This window comes from Curtobacterium sp. A7_M15 (genome assembly GCF_030705415.1).
Taxonomy (GTDB): domain Bacteria; phylum Actinomycetota; class Actinomycetes; order Actinomycetales; family Microbacteriaceae; genus Curtobacterium.
In genome coordinates, this window is sequence record NZ_JAUZED010000105.1 from 1 (window position 1) to 12,279 (window position 12,279).

10 protein-coding genes are annotated in these 12,279 nt (G+C 70.4%); 6 read left to right on the forward strand and 4 right to left on the reverse strand.

The window, feature by feature from the left end:
* The 3 genes from Q7F20_RS15235 to Q7F20_RS15245 form a co-directional block, all read right to left on the reverse strand.
* A partial coding sequence (locus tag Q7F20_RS15235; RefSeq protein ID WP_305740918.1) for a biotin/lipoyl-containing protein occupies nt 1-477 on the reverse strand: 477 nt, incomplete at its 3' end.
* 49 nt (nt 478-526) lie between these two features.
* Nucleotides 527-1,900: a dihydrolipoyl dehydrogenase gene (gene lpdA / locus Q7F20_RS15240; protein WP_305740919.1), complete on the reverse strand. Its 1,374-nt coding sequence runs from the start codon at nt 1,898-1,900 to the stop codon at nt 527-529.
* A 154-nt stretch (nt 1,901-2,054) separates the two neighbouring features.
* The gene (locus Q7F20_RS15245) at nt 2,055-3,533 is read right to left on the reverse strand and encodes a leucyl aminopeptidase (RefSeq protein WP_305740920.1); all 1,479 of its coding nucleotides are present in this window, start codon (nt 3,531-3,533) and stop codon (nt 2,055-2,057) included.
* 76 nt (nt 3,534-3,609) lie between these two features.
* Between Q7F20_RS15245 and Q7F20_RS15250 the strand changes: the two genes are divergently transcribed.
* The 5 genes from Q7F20_RS15250 (at nt 3,610) to Q7F20_RS15270 (ending at nt 9,504) form a co-directional block, all read left to right on the forward strand.
* A complete protein-coding gene (locus tag Q7F20_RS15250; RefSeq protein WP_305740921.1) occupies nt 3,610-4,542 on the forward strand; it encodes a proteasome assembly chaperone family protein in 933 nt (310 codons plus the stop codon).
* A gap of 141 nt (nt 4,543-4,683) precedes the next feature.
* Nucleotides 4,684-6,003 carry a nitrate/nitrite transporter gene (locus Q7F20_RS15255; RefSeq protein WP_305740922.1) on the forward strand — a complete coding sequence of 440 codons (1,320 nt, stop codon included), beginning with the start codon at nt 4,684-4,686 and terminating at the stop codon, nt 6,001-6,003.
* A 192-nt stretch (nt 6,004-6,195) separates the two neighbouring features.
* The gene (locus Q7F20_RS15260) at nt 6,196-7,470 is read left to right on the forward strand and encodes an RNA polymerase sigma factor (protein WP_305740923.1); all 1,275 of its coding nucleotides are present in this window, start codon (nt 6,196-6,198) and stop codon (nt 7,468-7,470) included.
* Nucleotides 7,471-7,474: 4 nt separating this feature from the next.
* Complete coding sequence (locus Q7F20_RS15265; protein ID WP_305740924.1) at nt 7,475-8,734, forward strand: MurT ligase domain-containing protein; 1,260 nt, start codon at nt 7,475-7,477, stop codon at nt 8,732-8,734.
* Entirely contained in the window at nt 8,731-9,504 is a 774-nt protein-coding gene (locus tag Q7F20_RS15270) for a type 1 glutamine amidotransferase (RefSeq protein WP_305740925.1), read from the forward strand. The genes Q7F20_RS15265 and Q7F20_RS15270 overlap by 4 nt, the downstream gene beginning before the upstream one ends.
* Nucleotides 9,505-9,584: 80 nt before the next feature.
* On the opposite strand, the gene Q7F20_RS15275 is transcribed toward Q7F20_RS15270, so the two are convergent.
* Nucleotides 9,585-9,809 carry a hypothetical protein gene (locus Q7F20_RS15275; RefSeq protein ID WP_123653260.1) on the reverse strand — a complete coding sequence of 75 codons (225 nt, stop codon included), beginning with the start codon at nt 9,807-9,809 and terminating at the stop codon, nt 9,585-9,587.
* Between the two features lie 167 nt (nt 9,810-9,976).
* Here Q7F20_RS15275 and Q7F20_RS15280 point away from each other — a divergent pair, with 167 nt between their 5' ends.
* Nucleotides 9,977-12,094, forward strand: a complete 2,118-nt coding sequence (locus Q7F20_RS15280; protein WP_305740926.1) for a type IIA DNA topoisomerase subunit B — start codon at nt 9,977-9,979, stop codon at nt 12,092-12,094.
* The last annotated feature ends 185 nt before the right edge of the window (nt 12,095-12,279 follow it).

Here is a 12,279-nt window from a genome sequence, read left to right on the forward strand (position 1 = left end):
GGCTGCGGGCGGCGGCACCGGGGCAGCCTGCGGCACCGGAGCGGCGGCCGGCGGTGCCGACGGGGCCTGCGGTGCAGCGGGCTGCGTCTGACCGGCGGGGGCCGGCTCGGGCTCGGTCGGCTCCGGAGCGGGCGTCTCGGACTCCTGCTCCGTGCTCGGAGCGGCCTCGGGCTCCTCGGCGTCGGCGGCGGCCTCGTTCGACTCGCTCGACCCGCCGTCGGAGGACTCACCGCCGGACGACCCGTCACCGATCTTCACCAGCGCGGTGCCGACCTCGACGGTCTCGTCCTCCTGCACGAGGATCTCCTCCACGACGCCGGCGATCGGCGACGGGATCTCGGTGTCGACCTTGTCGGTCGAGACCTCGAGCAGCGGCTCGTCGACCTCGACCCGGTCACCGACGTTCTTCAGCCATCGGGTCACCGTGCCCTCGGTGACGCTCTCGCCGAGCGCCGGGAGGTTGACGGATTCGCTCATCGGGTGGACTCCTCTTCGCAGGGGTGGTTCGTGGTGGTGGTCATGGTGTTCACAGGGCGTGCAGCGGCTTGCCGGCGAGGTGCAGGAAGGCTTCGCCGAGCGCCTCGTTCTGCGTCGGGTGCGCGTGCACGAGCGGCGCGACGTCCTCGGGGTAGGCCTCCCAGTTCACGGCGAGCTGTGCCTCGCCGATGAGCTCGCCCACCCGTGCGCCGATCATGCTGACGCCGACGACGGGGCCGTCGACCACGCGGACGACCTTGACCGAACCGGACGTGCCGATGATGTGGCTCTTGCCGTTGCCGGCGAGGTTGTACTCGTACGAGTCCACCTTGTCGGCGCCGTACTGCTCCTCGGCCTTGGCCTGCGAGAGGCCGACCGATGCGACCTCGGGGTCGGAGTACGTGATCTTCGGGATGTTCTTGTCCTCGATGATCACCGGGTTGAGCCCGGCGATCTCCTCGGCGACGAAGATGCCCTGCTGGAAGCCGCGGTGTGCGAGCTGCAGTCCCGGCACGATGTCGCCGACGGCGTACACGTTCGGCAGGTTCGTGGCGAGGCGCTCGTTCGTGGTGACGAACCCGCGGTCCATCGCGACGCCGACCTCGTCGTAGCCGACGTTCTGCGTGACCGGGCCGCGGCCGACCGCGACGAGCAGGATGTCGCCGTCGAAGGTCTTGCCGTCCTCGAGCGTGACGACCACGCCGTTCTCGTGCTGCTCGACGCCCTGGAACCGGACACCGAGCGAGAACTCGATGCCGCGCTTGCGGAACGCACGCTCCAGCTGCTTCGACATCGACTCGTCCTCGGCCGGGACGAGGTGGGGGAGTGCTTCGACGATCGTCACCTCGGCGCCGAAGGACTTCCAGACGCTGGCGAACTCGACGCCGATGACGCCGCCGCCGAGGATGACGACCTTGTTCGGCACGTAGTCCATGCGCAGGGCGGTCTCGGAGGTGATCACGCGGCCACCGATCTCGAGGCCGGGGAGCGACTTCGAGTAGGAGCCGGTCGCGAGCACGATGTTCTTGCCGGTCACCGTCTGGTCGCCGACCTGCACGGTGTTCTGCGAGGTGAGGCGGCCCCAGCCCTCGACGACGGTGATCCCGCGCGCCTTGATGAGCCCCTGCAGGCCCTTGTACTTGGAGGAGATGACGCCCTGCTGGTACTCGATCACCTTCGGGACCTCGACGCCGGCGAACTCGGCGACGACGCCGTACTTCTCGGCGTCGCGCGTCGCGTCGGCGACCTCGGCCGCGTGGAGCAGCGCCTTGGTCGGGATGCAGCCGCGGTGCAGACACGTCCCCCCGAGCTTGTCTCCCTCGATGAGCGCGACGCTCATGCCGAGTTCGGCGGCCCGGAGCGCAGCGGCGTAGCCGCCACTGCCGCCACCGAGGACCACGACGTCGTAAGTCTGTTCCGTCACCTGGTGCAACTCCCTCGTGCGTGTCGGGACCGATCGGGTCCCACTGGACACCGCGGCGGCGGCGTCCGACGGTCGGACCGCGTGGTTCCGGTCCCGTCCCGTTGGTTTCCGGCGGGGCCGCGCCTCGCGCGCCGTCCCGCCGGAGACAAACCTACTACTTGGCCTGGAGCTCTTCTGCGAGCGAGATGAGCGTCCGGACCATGACGCCCGTCGCGCCCTTGCCGAGCCACCCGTAGCCGCCGCCCTTGTTCTCGGACGGCCCGGCGATGTCGAGGTGCGCCCACGGGATGCCCTCGCCCACGAAGCGCTCGAGGAACTTGCCCGCGAGGAGCATGCCGCCAGCCGGGTTGCCGACGGTGGCGTTCACCATGTCGGCGACGTCGCTGGCGAGTCGGGCGTCGAGTTCCTCGGGGAGCGGCATCGGCCAGATCGGCTCCGCCACGGCCCCGGCGATCTCGCGGACCTGCGCGACGAGGTCCTCGCTGCCCATGAGGCCCGTGGTGCGGTCGCCGAGCGCGACGACCTGCGCGCCGGTCAGGGTCGCGACGTCGACGATGGCGTCGGGCTGTTCGAGCGATGCGGCGGCCATGCCGTCACCGAGCACGAGGCGGCCCTCGGCGTCCGTGTTCGTGACCTCGACGGTCTTGCCGTTCTTGAGCGTGAGGACGTCACCGGGCCGCGTCGCCGAGCCCGACGGCATGTTCTCGGCGAGGCACAGCCACGCCGTGACGCGCACGTCGAGTCCGAGCCGCGCGGCGGCGACGGTCGCCGCGAGGACGGTGGCGGCGCCGGTCATGTCGGTCTTCATGCCGAGCATCGAAGCGGCCGGCTTGAGCGAGAGGCCGCCCGAGTCGAACGTGATGCCCTTGCCGACGAGTGCGAGGTGCTTCGTCGCGGACTCCGGCGCGTACCGGACGACGACGAGGCGCGGCGGACGCTCCGATCCGCGGCCGACACCGAGGATGCCGCCGAAGCCCTGCTCCTCGAGCGCGGTCTCGTCGAGGACCTCGACGGTGAGCGGGAGCCCCTCGGCCTGTGCACGGGCGGCGTCGGCGACGTCCGCCGGGCCGAGGTCACCGGCTGCGGTGTTGACGAGGTCGCGCACGAGCGTGGTGGCGTCGGCGACGATCGCCGGGCGCACGGTGGCGTCCGCCGCGGCGGAGGGTGCCAGCACGGTCACCTGCTGGTCCCCGCGGGCCGGACCGGTCGTGCCCGCGCCCTTGTGTCGGGTGAACGAGTAGGCGCCCAGGGCGGCGCCCTCGAGCGCGGCGTCGACGAGCTCGCTCGTGTCGGTCGGCAGCGCCAGGACGATCGACGACGCGAGGGGGAGCTGCCGGACGGCGCTGCCGGCGGCCGATCGGATCGCCGACGCGTCGGTCCCGGAGCCGAGGCCGACGAGCGCGATGCCCTTCGCGTCGACACCGACGGCGGGGATGCGCACGAGCTGGTCCTTCGCACCGGTCGCGCCGATGGCGGCCAGGTCGATGCCGTCGAGCGCCGAGAACGGCGTCGTGGCGGGCGCCGCGATGGTCGCGGGAGCGCCGTCGGACCCGGGCCGGACGCCGAGCACGAGGACGTCGGCGGCGATCGAGGAGGGAGCGGAGGAGTCGGTGGAGAGCGTCGGTCGGACCATGGTCCAACCCTATCCAGCAGGTGTTCGCTGTCGGCGTGGCCGCTCGGGTCCGGGGGACAGCCGGACCCCGCCTAGCATGGGGACGGTGAACCACCCCGAGGAGCTCTACACCTTCGCCGAGGACGCGCCGTCGATCCCCGAGGGGCTGCACCTGGTCGCCGGACTCACCGGGTTCGCCGATGCCGGCGCGGCCGTGGCGCAGGTGACGTCCGCCGTCCTGGACGACCTCGAGACCGAGCTCGTCGCCGAGTTCGACCCGGACGTCCTCCTCGACTGGCGTGCCCGCCGTCCGGTGATCACCTTCGAGCACGACCACATCGCCGCCGTCGAGCCGCCGCGGCTCCGCCTGCACCTCGTGCGCGACGAGATCGGCCAGCCGTTCCTCTTCCTGTCCGGGTACGAGCCGGACTTCCAGTGGAACCGGTTCGTCCGCGCCGTCACCGACCTCGCGGCGCAGCTCCGGGTCGCCGACACCACCTGGGTCCAGTCGATCCCGATGCCCGTCCCGCACACGCGCCCGATCAGCCTCACCGTCTCCGGCACGCGCGCCGACCTCGTCGAGCAGATGAGCGTCTGGAAGCCCGAGACCCAGGCGCCGGCGAACGTCCTGCACCTCGTCGAGCACCGGCTGTCCGAACTCGGCGAACAGGTCACGGGGCTCGTCCTGCTCGTTCCGCACTACCTGTCCGACACCGAGTTCCCGGACGCCGCCGTCGCCGCGCTCTCCGGCATCTCCGCCGCCACCGGGCTGATCTTCCCGTCCGACGAGCTGCGGGAGGAAGGACGCGAGTTCCGCACGCGCGTCGACGAGCAGGTCGCCGGCAACGAGGAGCTGCAGCGCCTGGTCGGCGTGCTCGAGGAGCGGCACGACACCTACATGGAGGGCAACCCGATCGCGTCGCCCCTCACGGGCGTGGACGGTCAGGTGCCGACCGCGGACGCGATCGCAGCGGAGCTGGAACGCTTCCTGGCCGACCGGCGCACGGAGGGTGACGCGGGCACCGACTGAGCCGGCCCTCCGTCGATGAGGCGAGTCGCGCCTCCTGGGCCGTCAGGCGGTCGGACGGGAGGCGCGACACCGGTCCGTCTCCCTCGTCGCGTTCTCCACGACCCGTCCTGGCGGCGGTGCCGCCCCCGCTAGCCTGGTCACGTGAACTCCCGCCGCGCCTTCCTCGTGTGGGGCGTCGCGGTGCTCGCGTACGTCCTCGCGGTCGTGCAGCGGTCCTCGCTCGGGGTCTCCGGGGTCGACGCGCAGGACCGCTTCGCGGTGTCGGCGGCGGTCCTGTCGACCCTCGCGGTGGTGCAGATCGCCGTCTACGCCGGACTCCAGATCCCGGTGGGGATCGCCCTCGACCGCGTCGGGCCGCGCCGACTCGTGCTGCTGGGGGCCGCGCTGCTCGTCGTCGGGCAGGCCGTGGTGGCGGTGTCGCCCACGATCGGGCCGGCCATCGCGGGGCGCGTCCTCGTCGGTGCCGGCGACGCGATGACCTTCATCTCGGTGATCCGCCTGGTGCCGATGTGGTTCAGCGGGCCGATCCTGCCGCAGATCTCGCAGTGGACCGGCAACCTCGGACAGGTCGGGCAGATCCTGTCCGCGTTCCCCTTCGCCGTGCTGCTGCACACGGCGGGGTGGTCGCCGGCGTTCGGTGTCGCGGCGGCGGCGAGTGCGGTCGGGCTGGTACTCGCGTTCGTCTTCGTCCGGAACGGACCGGTGCCGGTGCGCACCGACACGATCCCGCTGCCGCACAGCTGGCGCGGCGCGTTCCACACCTTCGGGCACGCGCTGCGGCGCCCGGGTACCCAGCTCGGCTTCTGGTCGCACTACGTCACCCAGTCCTCGGGGACCGTGTTCTCGCTGCTGTGGGGCGTCCCGATGCTGCGCGGGCTCGGGTACTCCCCGTCCGAGGCGGCCGGCTTCCTCACCGTGATCGTCGTCACCGGGTTCGTCGTCGGTCCGGTGCTCGGCGTGCTCTGCGCCCGGTTCCCGCTGCGGCGGTCGAACCTGGTGCTCGGGATCGTCGTCGCCCTCGCGGTGGTGTGGACGGCCGTGCTGCTGTGGCCCGGACAGCCGCCGACCTGGTTGCTCGTCGTGCTCGTCGTCGTGATGGGCATCGGCGGGCCCGGGTCGCTCATCGGCTTCGACTTCGCCCGGTCGTTCAACCCCGTGGGCTCCCTCGGCTCGGCGAACGGCGTGGTCAACGTCGGTGGCTTCCTCGCGGCCTTCGTGATGATGTTCCTGATCGGGACGATCCTCGACCTCGCGTCGTCGGCGTCCGGGCAGACGGTCTTCGCGTGGACGAACTTCCGGTTGGCCTTCACCGTCCAGTACGTGGTGGTGGGGATCGGCGTCGTGATGCTGTTGCACGCCCGTCGGCGAACACGCCGGGTGCTGCACGCCCAGGACGGAATACGGGTGGGGCCGCTCTGGGTTGCACTGGTTGCGCGCCTGCGGAAGCGGAGCGTGCAATAATGAGGTCGGACCCGTTCGGGCCTCCTGTGTCTCGGCGCACTCCGGTGCGCCGCAGGGACCGGGGGACTTGACATGGGTCCTAGTGCTGCCCGGAACGGTAGGACCTGACGACGCGGGAGACCGCGGCACGGGCCCTGGGCGGCGAGGGAGGCCACGACCCCACGAACGTGGCACGACGAGAGAGGTGATCGCATGGCTGCCCGGAGCACGACGATCGATCCCACGAAGGACACCGAGCCCGAGGGCACCGCAGCAGAGGACGCTGCGGCAGCCGAGGGGACGGCAGCGCCGAAGAAGCGCGCCACCAAGACCACCGCCAAGAAGGCCGCCCCGAAGAAGGCCGCCACGAAGGCGAAGAAGCAGTCCGACGACGACGAGGACATCGACGAGGAGACCCCGGTCGCCGAGGCCGACGACGACGCCACCGACGACACCGACACCGAGACCGACGAGAAGGACGCCAAGCCGGACGCCGCAGCAGCGGTCGCCGCCGGTGCGCTGGTGATCTCGCAGTCCGACGACGACGAGGCTCCGGTCTACTCCACGACGATCACCGGTGCCACCGCCGACCCGGTGAAGGACTACCTCAAGCAGATCGGCAAGGTCGCCCTCCTCAACGCCGAGCAAGAGGTCGAGCTCGCGATGCGCATCGAGGCCGGCCTGTTCGCCGAGGACAAGCTGCAGCACTCGACCGGGCTGTCGAAGCCGGAAGAGCGCGAGCTCCGCTGGGTCGCCCGTGACGGTCAGCGCGCGAAGTCGCACCTGCTCGGCGCGAACCTCCGTCTGGTCGTGTCCCTCGCGAAGCGCTACACCGGTCGCGGCATGCAGTTCCTCGACCTCATCCAGGAGGGCAACCTGGGCCTGATCCGTGCGGTCGAGAAGTTCGACTACACGAAGGGCTTCAAGTTCTCGACCTACGCGACGTGGTGGATCCGCCAGGCCATCACCCGCGCCATGGCCGACCAGGCCCGCACGATCCGCATCCCGGTGCACATGGTCGAGGTCATCAACAAGCTGGCCCGTGTCCAGCGCCAGATGCTGCAGGACCTCGGTCGCGAACCCACTCCGGAAGAGCTCGCCCGCGAGCTCGACATGACCCCGGAGAAGGTCGTCGAGGTGCAGAAGTACGGTCGCGAGCCCATCTCGCTCCACACCCCGCTGGGCGAGGACGGCGACTCGGAGTTCGGTGACCTGATCGAGGACACCGAGGCGGTCGTCCCGGCCGACGCGGTCGGGTTCACGATGCTGCAGAAGCAGCTCGAGAGCCTGCTCGACTCCCTCTCCGAGCGCGAGGCGGGCGTCATCCGCATGCGCTTCGGTCTCGGGGACGGCCAGCCGAAGACCCTCGACCAGATCGGTGACACGTTCGGCGTGACGCGTGAGCGCATCCGTCAGATCGAGTCCAAGACGATGGCGAAGCTCCGCCACCCGTCGCGGTCGCAGTCGCTGCGCGACTACCTCGAGTAGGCCGATGCGCTTCGTCATCCCGATCCTCGTCGGGCGGATCCTCCGCGCCCTCGCACGTGCGCGGGGCGGGGGGTCCGCCTACCCCGGGTACATCGTGCTCAAGCTGGTGCCGAGCTTCCTCCAGCACGTCACGGCACAGTTCCCGAACGGTGTCGTCTTCGTGCTCGGCTCGAACGGCAAGTCGACGACCACCCACATGATCTCCGACATCGTGCGGGCGCACGGCCTGCGGGTGTTCACGAACCCGTCCGGCGCGAACCTGCCGCAGGGCATCGCCTCGGCACTGCTGTCCGAGGTCTCGCTGACCGGCAAGCTCAAGGCGGACATCGGCATCCTCGAGGTCGACGAGGCATTCGCCGTCGAGCTCGCCGGGATCCTGTCGCCGTCGACCGTGACGATGCTCAACGTCCAGGTCGACCAGCTCTACCGGTTCTTCGAGACCGAGCGCGTCGCGACGATGATGCTCGACACCGCGGCGCTGTCGACCCGCAACGTCATCACCAACCGTGACGACCAGTTCCTCGACGCCTACGCCGGCACCGACGGGCAGCGGGTGCTGCGCTTCGGCGCCAGCGCCGAGGTCGTCGCCGCAGCACCGAACGGTCTGCAGAACGCCGACGACTTCGACCGGCGCGACGCCGTGCCGAACACCGCCGACGCCGAGGTCGTGGTGAACACGGGCGACGGTGCGACCATCCGGTTCGACGGTGCCGACATCCCCGTCCGCCTGCCGGCTCGCGGGCTGCACTACGCGGTCGACGCGGCAGCGGCCACCGCGACGGCGAGTGCCGCGCTCGGTGCGCAGTTCCGCGCCGACGCCGTGACGACGGCCTTCGGGACGATGAAGCCGGCGTACGGACGCGGCGAACGACTCCCCATCGCGGGCGAGTCGGCCGAGTTCACGATGTTCAAGAACGCCGCGAGCCTCCAGCTGAACCTCGACGCCCTGCCGGCCCACCCCGAACAGGTGCTCATGGCGATCGACGAGGGCACGCCGGACATCTCGTGGATCTACGACATCGACTTCTCGAAGCTCGACCACGTCGACGTCGTGTCGGGTGACAAGGCCTGGCAGATCGCGATCGCCCTCGAGCACGCCGGGGTCCGCATCGGCCGGGTCGAGCCCGACGTCGAAGCCGCGATCAAGCACATGGAGCAGCTCGGGTCGACGACCTCCGGCACGAAGAACTTCATCGTCAACTACGAGATCATGATGATCGCCCGCAAGGCCCTCGGCCACCCGGACATGGAGAAGACCGCATGACGGCCGAACGGCTGACCATCCTGCACGTCTACCCCCGCCAGATGGGTGTGTCCGGCGACCGCGGCAACGTCGCGGCGCTCGTCCGTCGTGCCCAGGCCGCGGACGTCGCCACCGAGGTGCTCGAGTACGCCCCCGGTGACGCGCTCCCGACCACCGCTGACGTCGTCGTGATCGGCAACGGGCCGCTCAGTGCGATGCGGTCGCTCGGCGATGACATCGCCCGGATCGGTGCGCCGCTGCGTGCGTTCGCCGAGGCGGGCGTGCCAGTCGTGGCCGTCGGCGGCGGGTTCGACCTCGCGACGAACGAGGTCGTCCCGACGGACGGCGCTCCGGTGGCCGGCTTCGGGGTCTTCGACGCGCGTGCCGTCCGCGGTGCCGAGCGCCGGGTGAACTACTTCGTGCTGGAGACGGCGTACCCACTGCTCCCCGGCGCCTCGGCCCGCCTCGCCGGCTTCGAGGACCACGCGACGCGCATCGAGCTGGGCGCCGACGTCCGGCCCTTCGCCGACGTCGTCTCCGGTGGCGGCAACCAGGCCGGCGCCCCGGTCGAGGGTGCGATCACCGGGAACTCCTTCGGCACGCACACCCAGGGGCCGATCCTGCCGCTCAACCCGCAGCTCACCGACGGGGTGCTCGCCGCGGCGACCGCGCGACTCGGCCGCGAGTACGCCCCGGACCCGGAGCGCACGGCGTCGATCGACCGCTACGCCCGCGAGGCGCGTGCGACGGTCGACCGCTACGTCGACAAGGCGTTCAAGCGGATCGCCTGACCCGACCCGCAGACAGACAGGAGGCGCGGTGCCAGCTGGCACCGCGCCTCCTGTCTGTACAGCGCTCGCGTCTGTTCGCGCTACTTCGACTCGTAGAGTCGGCTGCTCTCGTCGTGCCACTCGATCGCGGTGGCCGCCAGCTTGTCCTTGAACTCGGCGCCGTGGTGGGCGCAGAAGAACAGCTCGCCGCTGGCCATCGTGGCTCGGATGTACGCCTGCGCGCCACAGCTGTCGCAACGGTCGGCAGCGGTGAGCTGGTGGCTGCCGAGTTCGTCGATGGAGAGGTCCTGCACGGTCTGGGTCATTGCTGTGCTCCTCACGGATCGCAGGTGGTGCGGGTTGGTCCACCTATTTCAACACGTGATGCCTGAGAGTGGCGCATTGTGGTGTCCCGTTTCGCTCAGCGCGGATCGGCTGTCCCCAGTCCGAGTGTCCGCGCGGTGGTGTCGGTGCGGATCGCTAGCATCGGAAGGTGAGCTCCGACTACTCTGCACGCCATCTCTCCGTCCTCGAAGGGCTCGAGGCGGTCCGCAAGCGTCCGGGCATGTACATCGGGTCGACGGACTCCCGCGGGCTCATGCACTGCCTGTGGGAGATCATCGACAACTCCGTCGACGAAGCCCTCGCCGGACACGGCGACGAGATCGGCGTGCTGCTGCACCCGGACGGCTCGGTCGAGGTCCGCGACGTCGCGCGCGGCATCCCCGTCGACGTCGAGCCCAAGACGGGTCTGACCGGGGTCGAGGTGGTGTTCACGAAGCTGCACGCCGGCGGCAAGTTCGGTTCCGGGTCGTACGCCGCGTCCGGTGGGCTGCACGGGGTCGGCGCCTCGGTCGTGAACGCACTGTCGGAGCGCCTCGACGTCGAGGTCGACCGCGGCGGCAAGACCTACGCGATGTCGTTCCACCGGGGCGAGCCGGGCACCTTCGACGGCGACGGACCGGACGCGCCGTTCACGCCCTTCACGTCGGGCAGCGAACTGCGGGTCGTCGGCAAGGTGAAGAAGGGCGTCACCGGTTCCCGGATCCGGTACTGGGCGGACCGGCAGATCTTCACCGCCGATGCGAAGTTCAGCACGAGCGACCTCGTCGGTCGTGCGCGGCAGACCGCCTTCCTCGTACCCGGGCTCGGCATCACCATCACCGACGCACGGCCCGCATCGATCGAGGCAGCGGCCGCCCGGGCCGTCGCGACCGGCGCCGAGGTCGCAGACGGACCCGTCATCGAACGGTTCCGGTACGAGGGTGGCATCGGCGAGTTCGTCGAGCACCTCGCCGTGGACTCCGCCGTCACCGACGTCTGGCGGATCCAGGGCACCGGCACCTTCACCGAGACCGTGCCGATGCTCGACGACAAGGGCCACATGGTCTCGACGTCCGTGTCCCGCGAGTGCGAGGTCGACCTCGCGCTGCGCTGGGGCAGCGGCTACGAGACGGTGTTCCGCAGCTTCGTCAACATCATCGCGACGCCCAAGGGCGGGACGCACCAGTCCGGCTTCGAGTCCGGCGTCGTCAAGGCCGTGCGAACCCAGGTCGAGGCGAACGCCCGCAAGCTCAAGGTCGGGCAGGACAAGCTCGAGAAGGACGACGTGCTCGCCGGTCTGACCGCGGTCCTCACCGTGCGCCTGCCCGAGCCGCAGTTCGAAGGGCAGACGAAGGAGGTTCTCGGCACGCCCGCGGTCCGCAAGATCGTCGACCAGGTGGTGTCGAAGCGTCTCACCGAGATCCTCACGTCGACGCAGCGCACCGAGAAGGCCCAGGCGGCGACGCTGCTCGAGAAGGTCGTCGCCGAGATGAAGACCCGCATCTCGGCCCGGGCCCACAAGGAGACCCAGCGCCGGAAGAACGCGCTCGAGAACTCCTCGCTGCCGACGAAGCTCGCCGACTGCCGCTCCCAGGACACCGAGGGCACCGAGCTCTTCATCGTCGAGGGCGACTCGGCGCTCGGCACCGCCAAGCTCGCACGCAACAGCGAGTACCAGGCGCTGCTGCCGATCCGAGGCAAGATCCTCAACGTGCAGAAGGCGTCCGTTTCGGACATGCTCTCGAACGCCGAGTGCGCCTCGATCATCCAGGTGATCGGCGCCGGCTCCGGTCGGACGTTCGAGATCGACCAGGCGCGGTACGGCAAGGTCATCATCATGTCGGACGCTGACGTCGACGGCGCACACATCCGGACCCTGCTGCTCACCCTGTTCTTCCGGTACATGCGGCCGATGATCGAGCAGGGCCGGGTGTTCGCTGCCGTCCCACCGCTGCACCGGGTCGTCGTGGTGAACCGTGGCAAGCCGAACGACACGCTCTACACGTACTCCGAGCAGGAACTGCAGGCGGTCCTGAAGAAGCTCGAGAAGCAGGGCAAGAAGTACCAGGAGCCGATCCAGCGGTACAAGGGCCTCGGCGAGATGGATGCCGACCAGCTGGCGGAGACCACGATGGACCGCACGCACCGGACCCTGCGCCGCGTGAACGTGACCGATGCCGAGGGGGCTGCGAAGGTCTTCGAGCTGCTCATGGGCAACGACGTGGCGCCGCGCAAGGAGTTCATCCTCGCCGGCGAGGGGCTCGACCGGGACCGCATCGACGCGTAGGCGTGGGGCGGCGGCGCGTCGGCGCCGGCTGCTCACGGCTGCCGAGACTCGGCGTGGCGGACAGTTTCGCGCCGTCGCGGCGCGAGTGCAGTCCGCCGAGCCGAGTCTCGGCTCCGTCGCAGCGCGGTCGGCGCGCGGCGAGGTCCGGCGATCTGGGGCGGTGGTGGTCCGCACGGGTGGACGGG

Coding starts and splice junctions, on each gene's coding strand:
- Q7F20_RS15275 (WP_123653260.1), bottom strand. CDS start 9,809: ATGACCCAGACCGTGCAGGACCTCTCCATCGACGAACTCGGCAGCCAC.
- Q7F20_RS15270 (WP_305740925.1), top strand. CDS start 8,731: ATGACGGCCGAACGGCTGACCATCCTGCACGTCTACCCCCGCCAGATG.
- Q7F20_RS15265 (WP_305740924.1), top strand. CDS start 7,475: ATGCGCTTCGTCATCCCGATCCTCGTCGGGCGGATCCTCCGCGCCCTC.
- Q7F20_RS15250 (WP_305740921.1), top strand. CDS start 3,610: ATGGGGACGGTGAACCACCCCGAGGAGCTCTACACCTTCGCCGAGGAC.
- Q7F20_RS15245 (WP_305740920.1), bottom strand. CDS start 3,533: ATGGTCCGACCGACGCTCTCCACCGACTCCTCCGCTCCCTCCTCGATC.
- Q7F20_RS15260 (WP_305740923.1), top strand. CDS start 6,196: ATGGCTGCCCGGAGCACGACGATCGATCCCACGAAGGACACCGAGCCC.